Source organism: Brevibacillus jepli (assembly GCF_047229145.1).
GTDB lineage: Bacteria > Bacillota > Bacilli > Brevibacillales > Brevibacillaceae > Brevibacillus.
Window position 1 is genome coordinate 41,732 of record NZ_JBFEFW010000035.1, and the last position, 18,135, is coordinate 59,866.

The window sequence follows — 18,135 nt, forward strand, 5'->3', positions numbered from 1 at the left end:
TTATCCCAGTAGAACAAGTCAACCAAAAGCATATTCAATCTGATAAGGACTATTCCAAATAAAAACAGCCGACTACTAAGAGTAAGAAGTCGGCTGTTTATCTTTACATACAGTTCCTTAATCTTTAAAATCATCAAAAGTTAATTGATCTGATTCAATGTTCGAAGGTAAAGAAACCTGCGTATCTGCAATTTCTCGTCTCACTACTGTAATTGGCTCAATTTCCTTACCCATAAGAATAAAATTTTCAATATTCAACGGTTGAAGAACAAAGCACTGCTGGTTAGATTCCTTAAATTCTTCCCTTAACTCCATAAGCAGCCGTCCTAGTGCGTTTACCCCAATTAATAACTCCTGACTTACAGGCTTTGCTCCCCAAAAATCATCTTTTCGGGACTCTTCAACAATAAATTTATTACCAGTTGATAATAGTAATGGGTAAAATGTATCCCAATTTTGAATTAATTTAAGTCGTAAACACCAACGCATTATTTTTATTTTTACTTCTTCCCAATCTTCACGGCTCTCTTGTCGATACTTTTTGCTAACCATCTTTGCAGTCATTGGACTGCGTTCAGACAAGATACGATATTGAACTTCTGGAAGATGGGGGTATCGGCATGCCTGATAAATTGCTTCTGAAGTTAAAATTTTCACATTACCGATTTGAAGAATATAACCAGCAGCCATGTTAGACAACCCACCATATTCCTCTTTTGTTTTCCTAAAAACGATGCTGTGAGTGCGTTGATATTTTCTCGCTTCCATCAACCTTTCATAACACCTCAATTACTGAATAAAAATGAGAAATCCAAAACTTCACTGTTAACCTTTCGTTGAAGCAAAGGATACCATCTTGCCAAAGGATGATTATCATCCGCTTCTGGATCACCCCACCATATCGCTAACGGACAATTATTTGCAACGTTCCTAAATGTAAAAAACATTGCACCAAATCCTAGACTTTCCAGTTTTTCATATCCCAAAGGTCTCATTTCATGCTTTGGAGAATCGGAAAAGTTCCTAATTTTTACTCCCGCATCTAACAAAGCTTTTTCTACAATAATTCGATGTTCAGAGCAAGTAAATATTTTTTCTTCTCTAAAAGCTCGATTTTTAAAAATCCTTGGTTGAAAATCTTTCCCTTCACAACGCTTATTGATATCCTCAATAAATAAATCCAGCTGGGGATTACCCTCTAATTGGGATGGCCAACAACAGTCAAAGCTGCCACCTTCCCAAGGTATGTTGTTCAATTCATGAATTCGCCAAAATTTCACTGAAATGTTTTTCTTTTTTAATTCACTAGCCAAACGTCTGGAAACATATCTGGAACCATTCGTGTAAATGGCCAAAAAGACAAAGTGAAGTTCAGTGTTCGGCTCTGCGTTAGGTAACCAGTCAATGATATCATAAATTGCTGTATTACCTGAAAACAAACAATCATCTAAGTATATGTATTTTAGTGGTTTATCACCAGTTTTTTCAATCCCAACTCCATACTTCTCAGTCATTAAATCATTAAAGATAGATAACAGCTCTTTTTGACTGTTACCATTCCTTTGAATATTCAATAATTTAACGTTTGAAAAACTACCCTGCCCATCCCAATCACACAAATCCTTGTGTTCCATAATTTCTTTTAAATGTTCGCATGCTGTATTGTAATTTACATAATATTGTTTCAAAACATGTTCCATTTCAATGAGCAGAACATTTTGAACAGATTCATCAAATTGTTTTACCCATCTTTCTACATGATTATTATCAAATGTTATTGCATCCGCACGATAATCTTGAACAGTGTTTACTATAGATTGAATAATTTCCCGTCTTTTCGCTGCGCTCAGTTCCATAGACCTAGACCTCCAGAATCGTTTTTATTTAAACAAGGTGAATTTTACATTACTTTCCTCCCGTTTTCAAATTTCTCATCATCACGAGAATTCATTTATTTTGATATTAAGCACCTTTACAATACGAAGCCCAGCCTTCATTCATGATCTTCGTCTCCATCTGCGGCCAGAAATACAGCATTTCATCCCGGATAATCGTCAGCACATCCCGCTGCCACTCGTCCAGAATATTGCTGTATTCCATAATGAACAGCAGCAGGTCCTTTTCTGGCTCCGGCGGAAATTTGCGTGCCGATTTTACCGGCTCGGCTTCCTCTTTTGTTTTCCGATCCAATCCCCAGAGGTCATCATAAGGGGATTGTCTCTCGTTCTTTTTCTTTTTGCTCGGCTCCTCTGGTTCTCGTTTCCACCGAAGCTTCGGGCGCAGCAGGCTCGGATCAATGTGCTCCTGAATCGCCAAGCTCGCATCGAGCAAATTCTCGACAGCATCCTTACCGTACTCGATCTCATACTGGCGAATCCGCTCTCCGCTGGCTGCCATGCTTTCGACCATATCCCGATTCGTGTTGGAGAAGCGCATATTGTTTTTGAAAAAGTCGCAGTGTGCAAGGACGTGAGCCACAATGAGCTTGTTTTGGATCAAGGAATTGCCGTCCAAAAGAAATGCGTAACAAGGATTGGAGTTGATGACGAGCTCGTAGATTTTGCTCAGATTCAGGTCATATTGCAGTTTCATCCTATAGAAGCTCTTCCCAAAGCTCCAATGAGAAAATCTTGTCGGCATTCCATACGCGCCAAAGGTATAAATGATGTCAGACGGGCATATCTCGTATCGCATCGGGTAAAAGTCGAGATTGAACCCTTTGGCGATCTCGGTAATTTCGTCAATGGATCGCTCCAGTTCTTTTCGCTCATCGTTCGTCAAATCGTTTCGCCTCCCCCTTTTCCGTAGGTCTATTTTATGTATATGGGGAATCGCGCTAAAAGACGCCAGCCTTCCGAAGAAAAAAAGGCATCCCCCTAGGAGACACCTTTGATTTTTTTCTATCCTACCTTCTTAACCCTTGAACCAGTCCCGTACACCAGAATAAATAAGTGCTCCCGCGAATACGACCACTGCGATCAGACCAACCCCATCGACCAGCGGGTTCAACCCACTAAGGAAGGAACCTTCCAACGGTACTTTAATTAATGCGTAGCCACCGAGGAGACCTCCAACATTAGCAATCCATTTGTTCATATTACGTCACCTCCCGTCGCAGCAGCCTGTAAGCGTTGCCACTGCGATACTTTACTCTATGCAGGAGGCGGACAAGTGGCTTGTACGGTAGTCCAAGGCACGTTCACCAAATTACAATTGGGCAATATCTATCTTTTTACGCTAAAATAGAGGTCGGACATATGTACAGGTAATGCGAAAAAAGGAGTGACGCACTCATGAAGCTGTTTTTGATGCTTGGCAGTATCAGTGGATTTCTTTCGGTTGCGTTTGGAGCATTCGGAGCACATGCACTGAAAGAAAAGCTGGACGCCTATTCGCTGGGCATTTTCCATACGGGCGTGACCTATCAGACGACACATGCGCTGGCGCTGGTGCTCGTAGCGCTTTTGCTCAAATGGTACCCGGACTCTTCCGGCCTCGTCTGGGCAGGATGGTGCTTTGCAGCGGGAACCTTGATCTTCTCCGGCAGTCTGTACACGCTGGCGTTGACCGGAATTAAAGTTCTCGGTGCGATTACGCCGATTGGTGGAGTACTGTTCCTCGCTGGCTGGGCATTGCTTGCGATTCATGCCTGGAAAGCCGTTTCGTAAACGAAAGTGTCATTACGCGTTAAAAGGTTGGGATATTTGCTCCCAGCCTTTTTTCTATGCAAAAAATCGAAAAACGGATGTGTCGATTCTCGGTTTCTTGGCGTCTAATTGTGTTGAAGAAGGGAGGAAGAAAATGGAACCAACACCTTTTGATGAAAGGTACTGGATTTCGTGTGCAAAAGGAAAACGAGAGGACTTCGCTCCTATCTATGATCATTATGTGAAGCGAATCTACCGTTATTTTTCATTCAAAGTGGGGAAACCGCTAGCGGAGGATCTGACGCAGCAAACCTTTTTAAAAGCCATGCATCGGCTTGATAGCTTCCGGGAAGAGTCACTTTTTTCTACATGGTTGTTTCAGATTGCCAAGTACACACTCCTGGACGAACAACGAAGGCAAAAGCGACGCCCAAAAGAATTGGAGCTAGATTCTCTCTCTACAGATGCGTCCACCTGCTATGCGGAGCAAACAGCCACCCAGCTTGATCTAACCTCTGCCCTGCAACAGCTCAATGAAATCGAACGGGAGATTATCATGCTACGATTTTTCGGTGAATGCTCCTTTGTGGAGATTGCAGAAATCATGCAGATGGGCGAAAGTGCAGTGAAAAATCGCATGTACCGGGCCTTGGAAAAGGTAAAAGGAAATCTACGCGGATCGGAGGAGTCACATGAACCGCAATCCAGACGAGATTGTTTCTGAACAAATCGAGAGCTTTGCCAAGTGGCTAGAAGCGCCTCATTCGGAGCTGCGTAGCGAGGCTTTGGCATACGAAGCTCCTGAGATTATGGACGTCGTCAAACAGCTAGAACGGGAAAGCGGACTGCACACGCCAGACGAAGCTACGGAAGCGCGGATCAAAAGTCATTTGTTTGCAGCCACTTCAACTGCACAGCCATCCCGCCCCCGTCACAGCCTGCGAAGGATTCTACTTGCATCTACAAGCGTTGCCTCTTTCTTGATCGTGGTCGTGCTGGCGCTCGGATTTTCCTCCCCAACTTTGGCGGAAAAATTACAAAATGTCCCCCTGCTAAACTCTATCTTCCGCATGTTTCAAGATGAGGCCCTGCATAGCGCGAACGAAAAAGGCATGATCACGGCAGTCAACCAAAGCACGGTCGTCAATGGAATTACCGTAACGGTCAACGAAGTTTTTTACGACGGCATACGCCTTGATATCGGTTATTTGATTCGAATGCCGGAATCCATGGACAAAACGACCGCCAAGGAGATCGCCGAGAGAATCGTGCTCAAAGAATTCACGATGGCGGACGAAACCTCAGCCGGCTGGAGTAGCAAAGTCAAGCAGATGGAGGATCATCTGTTTGCGGGGGTCACCAATATTACACTTGGTGGTGCATGGCCTGATCAGTTCGTCATGCAGGCACAGCTTTTTGATCACGTGGATGTGCATACCACCTGGAACCTGAAGATTCCAGTTGCGAAGCAGTTTACGGCAAAAGACAGCCAGACCCTCACTCCAAACATCACCCAATCCATGCGCAGTCAATACAAGTTTGAAGTGACAGAAGTTACGGTCACACCTGTTTCCACTACGATTTTGCTAAAAGAAATTCCGCCTGACGATAAACTGTACCAACCTTCGTATACCCTCTCCGATCCCAAGGGAAAAGAAATACCCATTGTTGAGGAAAACTTGAACTACGACGAGAACGGGATTTCGCGAAAATTTATCCTTTCTTTCAAGGAAACACCTGAGTATGTCCAATTGATTCCGCACATGGACGGAGAAGCCGAACCAGAGAAATCGATAAAGATTTCATTAAAGTAAGAACGAAAATCTTACACGAAAGGAACTGATGCGATGAAAAAGCAATCATTGAAATCAATCAGCCAACTATTGTTAGCGACTGTGGTAGGTCTGACAGGACTCGCTGCATTCAGTGGGGAACATGCTTCCGCCTTACAGCCGAGCGTTCAAAAGGGGGCTGCTGACGTTACTAGACTCATCACGGCAGTCAACCAAAGTGTTAACGTCAATGGAATTACCGTCACAATCAACAAAATATTTTACGATGGGATTCGCCTTGATATCAGCTATTCCATTCTCCTCCCCAAAACGACGGAGAAAGCAGCAGCAGCGAACATCGCGAAAAAAATTGTGCTGCACGATATAACTTTGATCGAGCCTACTGCTGACAATAATAAAGTCAGTGCTTCCTCTGGGAGCTACGTCAATCAGATCGATGACTTTTTGTTCGCTGGTGTCATCACTACGACGCTGGAAGGGGATTGGCCCGATCAGTTTACCTTTCAGGGCGTGATTGTTGACGACGGGAATGCACAAAACTACTGGAACGTGGAGATTCCAGTTGAAAAACAGAAGACAGGCCGTGTGATTCTCACTCCCAATAACTCACAAACCTTGCGGAGCAAATTTTCGATTCAAGTCAAAGAGGTAACCGTCACACCCGTATCCACATCCATTGCGCTAAAAGAGATGGCACCCGACAGCAAGCAGTATAAACCTTCGTATTCGCTTTACACTCCGCAAGGAAAGTCTATCACCATTCTGGATGCAAGCACTTATGAAGAAGATGAACACGGTGTATCAAGAATACTCGTGCTCCCCACCATCGAAAAATCGGAGTACATCCAATTGGTCCCGTACATGAACGGGATTGCGGAGGTAGATAAAGCGATTAAAATCCCCTTAAAGAAATAACGACATACCTGAAAGGAGCTGGCACAATGAGAAAACTGCCATGCATATCGATCAGCCGATTATTGTTGGCAACGGTGGTAGGTCTGACAGGAAGCGCTACACTCAGTACAGGGCACGCTTCTGGCACCACAAAAACGATCACACTCACTCCGAGCAAGCAGGAGGAACCATTGCCTACTCAAGTACTGGCAAGCCTTCAAAAGTTGATGGAAGTTGAACCATCGATTAAGCATTGGAAAATGATGGGGTATTATAAGACACCCATATCCAGAACAGGTGAAATACGGGGCGTATGGAACGTCATAATGCATGAGACAGGCAATATTGGTGAAGAAGGAAAACATTCTGCCGATATGCAGTTCGACAGTACGACAGGTATCTTGCAGAACTATCGTGGCGGTCCATTTCCTGCAGCGAAGGTACCCTCTCGCCAGAAGGAGTACTACAAGCAACGCGGACAAGAGATTATGAACCAACTGCTTGGCAGGGAAAACGCGAAGCAATTTAAAACGATCGATTATCAAGGAATTTCTACTGCGAATGCCAACGGAATTACACGGGAACTGGGCTCCATTACGTTTAAATCGGAGAAGGAGACAATCGAGCTATCTTTCGACTCGGATGGCCGACTGGAAATATATCGCCGCATTCTTCTCCCGCTTCAGAAAAAGTAACCTAAAAATCGATCTATTGCAAAAGGAGTGCTTATTCTAATGACCTTGTTTCGAACGAAAACAATCGGCACCTTATTGCTGGCTAGCGTTGTGGGTCTGACAGGAGTTGCCACAATCAGTCCAGAACACGCTTCCAGTGCTACCCAAACGAGCCAAGCAAAAAAAGAAGAGCCGCCAAAACAAGTTCAGGCCAGCTTTGAGAAGGTACTGGAAATTGAGCCTTTGCTTAAGGACTGGCAGGTAATGGGCAAGCACAAAACCCCCATGTCCCATACAGGTAATATACGGGGAGTATGGACGTACACACTCACGTGGCAAACTGACGCGGATACAACAAAGGGAGGTGCCGAGATGCAGTTTGACAGCACGACAGGCACCCTGCTGCACTTTGTCAGCACCCCATATCCCACTGCCAAGGTACCTACACAGGATAAGGACTACTACCAAAAACGAGGTCAGGAGATTCTCAATCAAATTCTTGGCACTGAAAACGCCAAGCAATTTCCCCTAATCGATTCTCGAACCAGCATCGGGATAAAAAATCAGATGAATGTGAAATATGAAGTGGGCGGTTTGGTTTTTATAGGCCAAAAAGAACAAATACAGATATCTATCGACTCAGATGGCCGGCTGAAGCAATACAATCGCATCTTCCTGCCTAACCAGCAAAAGTAACTCGTCCACCACTCACCCCCTATTAAAATTCATGCAGACACCTTAAAATACAGGTGTCTGATTTTTTTGATAACAAAAATAGGAGGAAGATTCATTCGATGAGCGTTCTAGCACTACCCGCTTGGGCAAACCTGTACTTGCAAAGACTTGGCCTACTCCAAGAAAAACCAAGCCTTCCCTATCTCTCAGCATTATGCCGCGCACATTTACAGACGTTTCCTTATGAAAATGTAAGCAAGCTGCTCTCGTACTATCTTCATTCTGATCGCAGTATCCCGTCCCCCACTACATACATTCAACAGGCTGTCGACCATGATTTCGGCGGAACCTGCTTCGCCAATAACGGTAGTTTCCTCGCTTTGTTGCGCGAGCTTGGTTTTACTGGCTATCTGATCTCACTGGCTGACGAGCACGCAGCCATTCTGATAACGGGTCTATTGGATTCTGGAGATCCACTGTATGTGGACATCGCTGCTGCCGCTCCCCTTTTTCAGCCTGTACCTTTTGTCACCGCTCCTCACAATCTGGCCGCCTTTGGGTATGAATCGGTGCAGATTGCCCCCCGATCCTGCCGACCCGCGACGCTTTCGCTTTCGTCGCATGCGGCATCAACAGGTCGTGAACGACAACTGGCACTTTGATCCGGCACAAAAACGCGAGCTTAACGAACTGGCACCAGCGATAGTCCGTTCTTTTCAGCCTTACGCGACTTTTTTAACCTGTTTGCGACTACACTTGTATCAGCTCTCCCGAAATCGTTGCTTGTCGCTGAAAAACAACTCCTTGTTCATTCTTTACGAAAACGGCGAAGACCAAAAACAGCTGCTCCACTCGATTGACGAACTGGAAGTTGTCGTCGCGCAAGAATTCGGATTGCCGCGCCTGCCTGTACGCGAAGCCGTTGCCGTTCTCGCTGCCGCAGGCATAGATGTGTTCGCTAAATGATCCTGCTTGCATATTGACACCCTCCATAGACGTTTTCCATATGTTGTAGGGTTAGCAGTTACCCATTTGATAAGGAGAGGAAATCATGACAAAGCCCTCCTATACACGCCCCTCTTACTTTTATGGCGGGATACCAGATGTCTACATGCAGATGGGGTACTATCCGTTTCCCACGCCTTCTGCTACAGAACAGCTGAGTCGGAGTGTCCATATTCCGTATGCTATGTCGATGGCGGATCAATGCAAATACTTCATGGGGCAAACGGATAAAATTACAGTGGGCGATGGAGCTCACGGGATCGCTGCCTTGTCGAACCCATTACGTTCCGGCGTTCATGTATTTGTCAACCACTGGATGATCACCAATCCGTCCCCACGCCCGATAGAAGCACACTTTTTGTTTGGCAAAGCCTCCTCCATCACCGGTACGACCCTCTCCCGCCAAGTGACGTCAGGCTATATTCAACTCCCTGCTTGTCCTGCCGCTCAAGGGCAAATTTTGTATGGCTCTGGCATGACAGATACCTTTTCCGATCACATCCATACGTCTACGCGAATCGTTCCTGCGACCTCCACCTCTGAGGCGACCCCTAGCGGACAGTGGATTCTCGGACCTGGTATGGCACTCCTCGTTCGCGTTCCGGATGCTGGTGAGAAGTCATCCTTTTACTTATCGATAGACTGGTGGGAACAACCCGTATATGGGTAGCCCTCACCGGGATGCTTGGCGGACAAGTCTGGCAGCAAGCAAAAAAGGGAACCCCCAAAGGAGTTCCCTGTTGTTTCACTGCTTATTTTCACAAACCATGTTGAAAAGCCAATTTCCACATGATAAAATGAGAATTGGTCTGTCGGTCATTCATTTAAATATAGCTATTTTATCTCCAATATAATAGTACCACATTCACTTTTGATTGTCAAACCTTCAGGCCAAAAATGGGGAACGAAAAAGGAGCGGTACCATGAGCGCGACTGATCAAGACAGGCAGAACGAGCAACAACGTGTGGAACGAGTCATCTCGGAGATAAAAAACAAGATAGATGAACTCAACGAGCATGTGAATGTTGTGAGTGAGGATATCATCGGAATTCGCAAGCATTTTTGGGACGATGTGACAGTCAACTTCGAGGATGCCATCGAAGCTGTCGAGACTTACGCCAGTATCAAGCAGCAGGCGGAAGTCCTGTCTGAGCGTGAACGCATCCATCGCCATGCCCAAAATCAGTTGCGTACGTTGCAGCGATTGTTGCACTCTCCCTATTTTGGCAGGATCGATTTTCATGAAGAAATGGAACCGAAGCCGGAGCCCATTTACCTCGGCATTGCTTCCTTGCTGGATAAAAACGACGAGGAATTTCTCGTCTACGACTGGCGCGCTCCGATCTCCAGTCTGTATTACGACTACTCGCCGGGGCCAGCAGAGTACAATACACCAAGCGGGAGCGTAAATGGAGAGATTACGTGCAAAAGACAATACATCATTCGCGACGGCAAATTGCTGCACCTGTTCGATACGGGCGTGACGATAGGCGACGAGCTGCTTCAGGAGGTACTTGGCAAACAGGCTGACTCACAGATGAAAAGCATCGTCGCCACGATCCAACGGGATCAAAACCGCATCATCCGCAACGAACGCAGCCGACTCGTCATCGTCTCCGGAGCTGCCGGTAGCGGAAAAACATCTGCAGCTTTGCAACGAATCGCCTATTTGCTATACCGTTATCGCAAGACATTGACCGCGGAGCAAATCGTCTTGTTCTCTCCCAACTCCTTGTTTAACAGCTACGTCTCGACCGTACTTCCTGAGCTCGGCGAGGAAAATATGCAACAAACGACTTTTCAGGAGTACGCGGAGCATCGTCTCGGTGACGTCTTCCGTTTGGAAAACCCGCTTGAACAGATGGAGTACGTACTGACAGCAGGCGATCAGCCGGGTTACGAGGCGCGGCTGGAAGGCATCCGTTTCAAATCAGGGGCCTTATTTTTGCAGGCCATGGACCAATACACGAATAACCTGAAGCAATCCGGTATTTTGTTTCTCCCGATTATGTTTAGAGACAAGACACTTATTCCTGCTGCGCACATCCATGAGCTGTTTTATTCGCTCGATACGAATCTGCCGATCCCGAACCGGATGATCCTCGTGGCGAAATCATTACTGACAGAGCTGAAAAAACTGGAACAGCGTGAACGCTCAACACCGTGGGTAGAAGATGAAATGGAGCTCTTGGATCGAGACGCATACGTGGCTGCCTATCAATCACTGCGCCGCAAAAAGCAGTTCCGGGAAGACACGTTCGATGACTTCGAACGCGAGCAGGAGCTCTTGTCTGCATGGATTGTCAAAAAACAGTTCCAGCCTCTTCGCGATAGCATCCAGGAGCTTCGATTTATTGATACACCGGCGATTTACCGCCAGCTCTTTTTGTCACCTGCCTTGCTCGGGACACTTCTGCCAAACAGCCCCGAACATGACTTACCTGACATGTGGACATTCGTGTGCGAGCAAACAACGGAACGTTTAGAACAAGAGCTATTGGCTTACGAAGACATCCCTCCCTACATTTATTTGCAGGAACGATTGGAGGGTCGGCAGACGAACAACCTCGTCCGTCATGTCTTTCTGGATGAAGCCCAGGATTATTCCGCCTTTCAATTCGCACTCATCAAGAGCTTGTTTCCTCGCGCCAAAATGACCGTGCTGGGCGACTGGAATCAGGCGATTTACGCGCATACGTATCATCAGGATAGCTTTGATGCTGTCACATCCCTGTTTGAGCCTGATCAGGCGGAAATGTTCGTCCTGACAAAAAGCTACCGCTCCACCTACCCCATTGTCTTGTTTACGCGACAACTGCTTCGAGACGGGGATAAGATTGAGCCATTTATGCGCGAAGGCCGATTGCCAACTGTAACCAAAGCGACAACGCCACAAGCTCAGGCAGACCAAATAAAAGCACGAATTCGTGAGCTGACCGATCGTGGGCATCAAACAATAGCTGTCATCACCAAGACGCTGGATGAAGCCCGAGCCGCTTACGATGCGCTACAGGACCAATTGCCGATTCGCTCGATCGAGCCCTCTACCCTTTCCTTTGAGAAAGGAATCCTGATCATTCCCGCTTACTTGGCAAAAGGGGTCGAGTTCGATGCGGTTATCATTTACGATGCTTCTGCCACGCGCTATGGCGAAGAAAGCGAACGCAAGCTTTTTTACACGGCATGTACACGAGCCATGCATGAGCTGCACCTTTACTATTCCGGTGAAAAAAGCCCGTTTTTAGCTGCTATTTCTCCTGATAGCTACGAGCGCTTTGGCTAAAGACGCAAAAAAAGAGATCCTGCTGACACACTTACTTGTTCAGCCGGATCTCTTTTTCACATTTTTTCAGACCTACACAAACCGTGACGAGTAATAGAATCAAATCGAGCTCGTAGCCGCCGACAAACCCCTTCTCCCATTTCACCGTCACAATCGCTCCTGCCATGATCGCAGCTAATCCCCAGGCGGCATATCTCGCCCCGACTCCGATGATGAGAGCGATTCCGCCGATTCCTTCTACGATCAGAACCACATACGCCAGCCACCCAGGCAAGCCGAGATCGCCAAACATCGTCACAACTGTAGCCATCCCTCGTTGTAGCTTGGAGATGCCATGCATGAAAAACAAGATTCCCGTCGCGATTCGCAAAGCAACAAACGCTTTTTCGTAGGCCATCTTGTCCCCTCCTCACCACTACCATATGCCAGCTTGCGGACAATCAGTCTTGTGCCCTTCGGCGAGACATCAGCTCAAAGCTCTGGTGCTTGCAACGAGGGCAGCCCTGTTTTTTCAATTGTTCAATCGTCACGATTTGTGCCTGAGCGCCTACCTGGATGGATCGTTTGCAACGCTTGCACTGATACTCACGCTTCGATGGAGCCTCTTCCCCTGTATACAGCGGCTCCAGATAAGCACGCTTGATCGTTGGAGCCGTTAGCTCTGTTGTGGTGAGCACAATCATCTGCCCTTTGTTCCCGAGCATTTGTGCTGCTTCATATTCATTGAAATGACTGAGCACCTCGCGTACCGTCAAGCCTGCCTGCACGAACTCCCGTTGCATATTCAGCGTGAAATCAGGTGATTTGTGCGCAAAGGAAAGGAAGATGGACAATCCTTTTTGCCTTTGCAGCCCACTGATCCCACGGGATAAAAACAGTGCCATTCCTTGCAGCGTATACGGTGGATCTGTGAAGAAGCAATCGTACCCACCCTGCAGCTTCTTCGGCAGCGGCTGTCGCAAATCAGCCTGATGGCATGCTACAGACAATGCTTTTTGCCTGGAGACATCCGTAATGTACTGGAGAAAGCGTTCATCGATATCCACTACGTCGATTCGTTCAGGGCGTTGTTGTCCCGCCGGAAACAAGCGTTTGAGCAAAAGCCCGAGAGAGATGCTGACCAAATCATCATCGCCTACACATAGTATTTTTTTGCCTACCAAGCTCTGATGCCGCAAGCATAAGACGGCCCTGCGCAAGCTCGTTTCCACTGTGCATTTGGACTGATCGAGCTGTACATCGACCTGCGGACGCCTAGCGAAAATCGTCTTCATTTCCTCCTGCAAGTCAGCCAGCTCGGTTTTCCATGTATCGTCATCTCGCATCAGCTTCTCGTACAGCTCTCGATCCAGCCCGCCAAACCCTAGCTTTTGCTCGATGAACGCTTCACCTTCCGCCGTACATCTGACACCGCTGTTCTGCAGTAAAACTCCAGCCTTGATCAGCTCTTTTTTGATCGCCGTCGCCACAGGTACAGGCAAGAGTACCTTTCTCGCCAGCTCTTTTGTAGGCAGCCCCGGATGGAAATAGCACGCGATCAGAAACTGCTCAATGACACGTTGACCTTCTTGCAAACGTACTTGCTTGTATATGTCTTCTATATAATTTTTCAATGGGAGAACCTCTTTTCAAATGGGATGAGCCCATCGCTGCATGCAAAAAAGCAGAGCATGAACATTCGTTCATCTCCGCCTTGTGAGCATACTTTCGCTACGTGCGCGTGGATAGTCACGCAAAAAAACCGTGCGTAAGAGCACGGTTCCCGTAGTCGATCAATGGGTAGATGGATGACCGTAAGTTCTTAACTAATTCAAGGTCTCCCTTTTTCCATAACAAATAAGCTCACCATACATGAGGTTTTTGCCAGAAAGAATGAGAGAACTCTATCCAATTGCTTAGTTAAGAACACACACCGACATCAAAATTTCCCCTTTTGAAAAGTTACTTTTCATTATACGGTTGTTCGAGCGAATCGGCAAGAAGCTACATAGCTGTCTCTACAATCGGGTTGTTTCTGAGCTGCTTGCGCTTTTCATGAAGCCTGCGTCCCAGCCAGTAAAAGATCAGGCTGACCATAGCCAGCACTGCCATGACCAAAAACATCACGGGGCCACCATAATGGGCGAGCACCATGCCACCTGCCCATGGACCAAGGAAGCTGCCTAGCATACTGACGCTTTGTGCACCGTAGTAAGTCCCCCTCATATTCGCTGGACTGATCTGGTCGATTTGTGCGTATTCCGCAGGCACGATCAAGATTTCCCCAATCGTAAACACGATCATCGCCACAATAAACGATGTCCACCCTGGGGAAAAAGCAAACCCGACTTCACCCAAAGCCATCAGCACTGCTCCTCCCGCAACTCGTGAAAACAAGGAATAGCGCTCAACCAGTCTCGTTATTGGAATTTGTAATAACAAAACCGTAAAACCATTGACACTCATCAACGTTCCAAACAAGGCGACACCATCCGCAAAATTTCCCCGCAAGTACTGAGATAGCGTAACGGACATCTGACCGTAAACCGTCACTAACAGGATTCCGCCTATGACAAAGGAAAGAAGAACAACATCCCTTTTAAGCACTTGCCAGATTTCACCCAGACTGGTTCTCTCTACTTTCCCATTCACGACACCCTCATCTGTGACTCCGCACCTCCGACAGGCCACCATTAAAATGATCGCAAAGGTCACCAAGGATATCGCAGTCAGAATAAACGTCAGATTGCTGCCGGAAATCCCCAGAAAAGCACCAAGCATAGAACCTATCGCGAAGCCGAGATTGTTCGCAAGATAGCGGTTCGAGAACATACGAAAACGTTTATGCTCGGGAGTCAAGTCTCCCATCAGCGCTTTCGAAACCGTCGCAAATATCGAAGAGGCTAATCCCATGACCATGCTGATCAAAAGCAAGCCTATCGGAAGTGTCACCGTAACGAAACCAATGATCGCGCTGGCCATTGCCACTAAAGAAAAAAACATCAACTTCTGTCTACCAAACAAATCAGAGAAAATCCCGCCAACAAATCCCCCTACTGTACCAGCCAAAGGACCTGCACCGATAATGAGCCCGATATAAGGGAGAGAAAGCTTTGTCGTTTCACCGAGATAGATGGCGAGAAAAGGGATACTCATGGATTGGGTGAGCTGAACGAACACCGTTCCTGCCATCAACAGATGCACAATCGGGTGGTACGCCTCCCACACTTGCCTCATTTTGCTCATAATGATTCAACCTGCCCTCTCAAAAGAATCATGCAATAATCGTCAGCAAAATTACTCTGATGTATGGAAGAAGGAACGAAGCAAGATCGGGAGACGCTCGACGAATGATTCACGCAGACTGTAGTAGGAAATCGTCGTACTACCTGTGTAGTGAGCACGAATCAGCCCTGCTCGGCGCAGCGCCGTTACATGATGATGGACGGTGCTTTTTGCCAGTGACACCTGCTGCTGTAATTCCCCGAGCGTGCATGTCTTTTTCGCAAGACAACGCAAGATTTGCAGGCGCTTCTCATCCGCCAGGCACTGTGTAATGGGCAACAGCTCCATGAGCGGTTGTGGTTTGGTCGTTGCCGCATCTTTGACTGGGTACATGCAGGTGGCAAGCCCCCGATAAAAGTCGAGAACAGTAGAATGGGCAGAATGATATTGCGGAATCAGTACAACCTCTCGCAAATCTGCCATCGGCTCAATCCAGATACCGTTCGTAACATGATCGACCAAATCAATCGGAGGCGTTTCTTTGGCGCGGACTGTCAGCTCATCGGCGCTCCGCTTAAGACTCTCCAAAATGCGTGGTTCCAGCTTCGAAAAATAATGTTCATTCCAACGGGTAAGCAGCGACAGGCTGCGATCACGGATTTCCCCCAAATTCAGCGGGATTGTCTCCACCCATGGCGCGAGACGCTCATAAATTTCACCGGGAGGGATGCACTCTAGCCACCCAAGAAACTCATCGACGGATTTGGTCTGGGGCGATTGCGCTACAAGCAATACCAAACGGTGGAGCACTTCCCAGCGTTCATCTGCGAGCTCATCTGCAAAAGACGCCGGGAGCATTTGTTTTGTCTCCTCTTTCCAAGCAGCACCGAGCAAATAATGCTTGCGCTCCTTTTCGTAAATGTAAGTGTAAAGGCTAATGATACATTCATACGCAGGAGACCATTCTACTCTGATCGAATACAACTCATTCATTCTATCACCATCGAACGTTTAGTTTTTTTCAGTGTATCATTCTCGTTGGATTTTGCATAGCGCCATTTTGTAAGAAACACTTATAAAGTTCCTTCTTAATAGGGTCAACATAGTGGAGGAGAAGAAAAAGCACAGTTCTCTTCGACTCTGACACGCCAGCAGGGGTGATTCACTGTCCGTCTCCACTTCCAAAAGGGGACCGTCGAGCCAAAGCCACCCTATGGGCGGAAGTATCTCATGGAAGAAGTGTTCGACAAGCGTGGTCCTCTTTTGGAAGTTCCGACTGGGGAGGCGCTGTCAAGGTCTACGAGCCCTGTGCTTTTTCTTCTCACCAGCTTTGTTGGTTTATCGAACCTCTTAAACCTAAAAAGATCATCCTTTATTAGCATAAACTGATGGATGATCTTCACTTTTGTTTGCGTATAAGCAACCCCTATCTAAGCATCTTCAAGCGTGAGCGCCGCGTTTAGGCAGAAAGTTTTACTGAAACAATGCCAGAAGTAGACGCTGAGGCACCTTTTTATGCGCTACAAAATTTATTGTTATAAATTCCTATACGTTAAAAAAGTAATCCCCGCCAGCTTCACCAAACTGACGGGGCTCACCTATACTAGCTTCCTTTATACAAACGGCGGGTCCCACGCTTTTTTTCGCCAGCCCAACCGATGATCAACTACATTCAAGTCTCGGTCCAACACCACATCTACCCCAAATGGCAGCTTCCGATTGTACCAAAAGCGCACATCACTCCACGTGACTTCATAACCGTCGGAAATCTCCTTCCACGTGACGTGAATCCGTTGGGCAAATCCGAGAAAAGCCCGGACTCCGTCCACACCAACGGTAGCCTGAATGATCGCATCGCGGTGCTGCTTCGGATACACATCTTCCAGGATCACACGTGCATACTCGATCCTCCCTGTGTAAAACTGCTCCTCCGTCTCTACAACGAATCGCCAGTGAAAAGGATGCAGGCTCGGGAGCACGTGAGATATGCCTCTTGTTTCCAAAGCCCTTGTCACCCTCCTGACGTTTCGATGATGCTGCCAAGCCCGAACGCCAATATACAGGAGCGTGATACCATATGCTGCCGGAAATAACACGGTGGGCTCTCCGCTTAAAGCCAACCACCATATCGCCGCTGCCAGATGAACCCCGAACAGCAGAGGCTCAAAAATCGCGAGCACATCGAGATGCACCCAGCGCTTGCTAATCGGGCGAATACACTGGACACCGTACGCGTTCAGCATATCGAGAAAAACATGCAGCACGACAGCCAACAGCGTCCATCCGTACAAAATCCCGAACTGCCCCATCACACCAAATCCCCAGGCAAGAGGAAGACTGATGATGAGGGGCCACAGAAATAAAGCGGGAATCGAATGAGTAATTCCCCGATGAAAACGAATGTAAAAAGAAATACCGCGAAGTCTGGCCACAGTGTCGAAATCCGGGGCATGAGACCCCACTACCGTCGCGACCATCAACGCTTGAGCAAGTGCTGGATCATGTGCAACTGCCGGCGTGATATGCGCTAAGCCCGCAAGAGTGACTCCCAACAAAAGATGGCTGCCAGTGTCCATTACGATGCCTCCCTTTGCAAGTATTCCCTTCTCTTTTACTGTACGAAATCATGACGAGGATTCTATAAAAGTCAGGTAAAGGTTTTTCGAAGATTTCGGTTGGGGGAATTAACAAAACGTTGTCGTGCGGTTGTGGTGGGGAGGAAACAGGAGAAAACGCTCAGCTTCTTGGGCCACCCGCTGTGGGATTGACTGCCCGACTCCATGAAAAAAAGCGAAACCCGCGTCCAAAGTCGTCCATTCAGGAGGTGTCTCAGAGGTGGACGCTAAAGGCTTGTTTCTCTTTTTTTCATTGCGTCTCGGTCGGTTGGTCATAGCCCCGTCAAGTAGACACTAAAAAAGAGAAATTTTTTAGGCGGCAATCGCTTCTCTATATTCTACTG

Annotated in this window: 18 protein-coding genes and 1 pseudogene; 10 read left to right on the forward strand and 9 right to left on the reverse strand. The window is 47.2% G+C overall.

The window, feature by feature from the left end; translation table 11 throughout:
* Positions 1 to 117 precede the first annotated feature (117 nt).
* The 4 genes and pseudogenes from AB1L17_RS27010 to AB1L17_RS27025 form a co-directional block, all read right to left on the reverse strand.
* Positions 118 to 768 carry an NADAR family anti-phage protein gene (locus AB1L17_RS27010; protein WP_412848064.1) on the reverse strand — a complete coding sequence of 217 codons (651 nt, stop codon included), beginning with the start codon at positions 766 to 768 and terminating at the stop codon, positions 118 to 120.
* Between the two features lie 17 nt (positions 769 to 785).
* Positions 786 to 1,856, reverse strand: coding sequence for a phosphoribosyltransferase-like anti-phage protein (locus tag AB1L17_RS27015; RefSeq protein WP_412848046.1), 1,071 nt, complete (start codon positions 1,854 to 1,856; stop codon positions 786 to 788).
* 121 nt (positions 1,857 to 1,977) lie between these two features.
* Positions 1,978 to 2,781: pseudogene (locus AB1L17_RS27020) on the reverse strand (SpoVR family protein); the annotation flags it as partial.
* A 132-nt stretch (positions 2,782 to 2,913) separates the two neighbouring features.
* Positions 2,914 to 3,096, reverse strand: coding sequence for a hypothetical protein (locus tag AB1L17_RS27025; RefSeq protein ID WP_412848047.1), 183 nt, complete (start codon positions 3,094 to 3,096; stop codon positions 2,914 to 2,916).
* A 197-nt stretch (positions 3,097 to 3,293) separates the two neighbouring features.
* On the opposite strand from AB1L17_RS27025, the gene AB1L17_RS27030 reads away from it, so the two are divergent.
* The 10 genes from AB1L17_RS27030 (at position 3,294) to helD (ending at position 11,972) form a co-directional block, all read left to right on the forward strand.
* A complete protein-coding gene (locus tag AB1L17_RS27030) occupies positions 3,294 to 3,668 on the forward strand; it encodes a DUF423 domain-containing protein (protein ID WP_412848048.1) in 375 nt (124 codons plus the stop codon).
* 133 nt (positions 3,669 to 3,801) lie between these two features.
* Positions 3,802 to 4,371, forward strand: coding sequence for an RNA polymerase sigma factor (locus AB1L17_RS27035; RefSeq protein WP_412848049.1), 570 nt, complete (start codon positions 3,802 to 3,804; stop codon positions 4,369 to 4,371).
* On the forward strand, positions 4,340 to 5,461 hold the full coding sequence (locus AB1L17_RS27040) for a DUF4179 domain-containing protein (RefSeq protein WP_412848050.1): 1,122 nt from the start codon (positions 4,340 to 4,342) through the stop codon (positions 5,459 to 5,461). Before AB1L17_RS27035 ends, AB1L17_RS27040 begins: the two co-directional genes overlap by 32 nt.
* A gap of 33 nt (positions 5,462 to 5,494) precedes the next feature.
* On the forward strand, positions 5,495 to 6,355 hold the full coding sequence (locus AB1L17_RS27045; RefSeq protein ID WP_412848051.1) for a DUF4179 domain-containing protein: 861 nt from the start codon (positions 5,495 to 5,497) through the stop codon (positions 6,353 to 6,355).
* A 26-nt stretch (positions 6,356 to 6,381) separates the two neighbouring features.
* Positions 6,382 to 7,029, forward strand: a complete 648-nt coding sequence (locus AB1L17_RS27050; protein ID WP_412848052.1) for a hypothetical protein — start codon at positions 6,382 to 6,384, stop codon at positions 7,027 to 7,029.
* A gap of 39 nt (positions 7,030 to 7,068) precedes the next feature.
* Entirely contained in the window at positions 7,069 to 7,704 is a 636-nt protein-coding gene (locus tag AB1L17_RS27055; RefSeq protein ID WP_412848053.1) for a hypothetical protein, read from the forward strand.
* Between the two features lie 98 nt (positions 7,705 to 7,802).
* The gene (locus tag AB1L17_RS27060) at positions 7,803 to 8,345 is read left to right on the forward strand and encodes an arylamine N-acetyltransferase (RefSeq protein WP_412848054.1); all 543 of its coding nucleotides are present in this window, start codon (positions 7,803 to 7,805) and stop codon (positions 8,343 to 8,345) included.
* On the forward strand, positions 8,323 to 8,649 hold the full coding sequence (locus tag AB1L17_RS27065; protein ID WP_412848055.1) for a hypothetical protein: 327 nt from the start codon (positions 8,323 to 8,325) through the stop codon (positions 8,647 to 8,649). Before AB1L17_RS27060 ends, AB1L17_RS27065 begins: the two co-directional genes overlap by 23 nt.
* 85 nt (positions 8,650 to 8,734) lie before the next feature.
* Positions 8,735 to 9,358, forward strand: a complete 624-nt coding sequence (locus tag AB1L17_RS27070) for a DUF6143 family protein (RefSeq protein WP_412848056.1) — start codon at positions 8,735 to 8,737, stop codon at positions 9,356 to 9,358.
* A 253-nt stretch (positions 9,359 to 9,611) separates the two neighbouring features.
* Complete coding sequence (gene helD / locus AB1L17_RS27075) at positions 9,612 to 11,972, forward strand: RNA polymerase recycling motor HelD (protein WP_412848057.1); 2,361 nt, start codon at positions 9,612 to 9,614, stop codon at positions 11,970 to 11,972.
* 31 nt (positions 11,973 to 12,003) lie between these two features.
* On the opposite strand, the gene AB1L17_RS27080 is transcribed toward helD, so the two are convergent.
* The 5 genes from AB1L17_RS27080 to AB1L17_RS27100 all read right to left on the reverse strand — a co-directional run bounded on the left by AB1L17_RS27080 (position 12,004) and on the right by AB1L17_RS27100 (position 17,752).
* A complete protein-coding gene (locus tag AB1L17_RS27080) occupies positions 12,004 to 12,369 on the reverse strand; it encodes a DoxX family protein (protein ID WP_412848058.1) in 366 nt (121 codons plus the stop codon).
* 43 nt (positions 12,370 to 12,412) lie between these two features.
* The gene (locus AB1L17_RS27085) at positions 12,413 to 13,585 is read right to left on the reverse strand and encodes a bis-aminopropyl spermidine synthase family protein (protein WP_412848059.1); all 1,173 of its coding nucleotides are present in this window, start codon (positions 13,583 to 13,585) and stop codon (positions 12,413 to 12,415) included.
* 370 nt (positions 13,586 to 13,955) lie between these two features.
* Positions 13,956 to 15,197 (reverse strand): MDR family MFS transporter, encoded by a 1,242-nt coding sequence (locus AB1L17_RS27090; protein ID WP_412848060.1) that lies wholly within the window; start codon positions 15,195 to 15,197, stop codon positions 13,956 to 13,958.
* Between the two features lie 51 nt (positions 15,198 to 15,248).
* The gene (locus tag AB1L17_RS27095; protein ID WP_412848061.1) at positions 15,249 to 16,169 is read right to left on the reverse strand and encodes an ArsR/SmtB family transcription factor; all 921 of its coding nucleotides are present in this window, start codon (positions 16,167 to 16,169) and stop codon (positions 15,249 to 15,251) included.
* 620 nt (positions 16,170 to 16,789) lie between these two features.
* On the reverse strand, positions 16,790 to 17,752 hold the full coding sequence (locus tag AB1L17_RS27100; protein WP_412848062.1) for a metal-dependent hydrolase: 963 nt from the start codon (positions 17,750 to 17,752) through the stop codon (positions 16,790 to 16,792).
* Positions 17,753 to 18,135: the final 383 nt, after the last annotated feature.

What these genes read in the sequence shown, in the direction of transcription:
- AB1L17_RS27040 (WP_412848050.1), top strand. Translation starts at nt 4,340, where the DNA reads ATGAACCGCAATCCAGACGAGATTGTTTCTGAACAAATCGAGAGCTTT.
- AB1L17_RS27035 (WP_412848049.1), top strand. Translation starts at nt 3,802, where the DNA reads ATGGAACCAACACCTTTTGATGAAAGGTACTGGATTTCGTGTGCAAAA.
- AB1L17_RS27090 (WP_412848060.1), bottom strand. Translation starts at nt 15,197, where the DNA reads ATGAGCAAAATGAGGCAAGTGTGGGAGGCGTACCACCCGATTGTGCAT.
- AB1L17_RS27030 (WP_412848048.1), top strand. Translation starts at nt 3,294, where the DNA reads ATGAAGCTGTTTTTGATGCTTGGCAGTATCAGTGGATTTCTTTCGGTT.
- AB1L17_RS27070 (WP_412848056.1), top strand. Translation starts at nt 8,735, where the DNA reads ATGACAAAGCCCTCCTATACACGCCCCTCTTACTTTTATGGCGGGATA.
- AB1L17_RS27045 (WP_412848051.1), top strand. Translation starts at nt 5,495, where the DNA reads ATGAAAAAGCAATCATTGAAATCAATCAGCCAACTATTGTTAGCGACT.
- AB1L17_RS27015 (WP_412848046.1), bottom strand. Translation starts at nt 1,856, where the DNA reads ATGGAACTGAGCGCAGCGAAAAGACGGGAAATTATTCAATCTATAGTA.
- AB1L17_RS27100 (WP_412848062.1), bottom strand. Translation starts at nt 17,752, where the DNA reads ATGGACACTGGCAGCCATCTTTTGTTGGGAGTCACTCTTGCGGGCTTA.
- AB1L17_RS27010 (WP_412848064.1), bottom strand. Translation starts at nt 768, where the DNA reads ATGGAAGCGAGAAAATATCAACGCACTCACAGCATCGTTTTTAGGAAA.
- AB1L17_RS27095 (WP_412848061.1), bottom strand. Translation starts at nt 16,169, where the DNA reads ATGAATGAGTTGTATTCGATCAGAGTAGAATGGTCTCCTGCGTATGAA.
- AB1L17_RS27025 (WP_412848047.1), bottom strand. Translation starts at nt 3,096, where the DNA reads ATGAACAAATGGATTGCTAATGTTGGAGGTCTCCTCGGTGGCTACGCA.
- AB1L17_RS27055 (WP_412848053.1), top strand. Translation starts at nt 7,069, where the DNA reads ATGACCTTGTTTCGAACGAAAACAATCGGCACCTTATTGCTGGCTAGC.
- helD (WP_412848057.1), top strand. Translation starts at nt 9,612, where the DNA reads ATGAGCGCGACTGATCAAGACAGGCAGAACGAGCAACAACGTGTGGAA.
- AB1L17_RS27080 (WP_412848058.1), bottom strand. Translation starts at nt 12,369, where the DNA reads ATGGCCTACGAAAAAGCGTTTGTTGCTTTGCGAATCGCGACGGGAATC.
- AB1L17_RS27060 (WP_412848054.1), top strand. Translation starts at nt 7,803, where the DNA reads ATGAGCGTTCTAGCACTACCCGCTTGGGCAAACCTGTACTTGCAAAGA.
- AB1L17_RS27050 (WP_412848052.1), top strand. Translation starts at nt 6,382, where the DNA reads ATGAGAAAACTGCCATGCATATCGATCAGCCGATTATTGTTGGCAACG.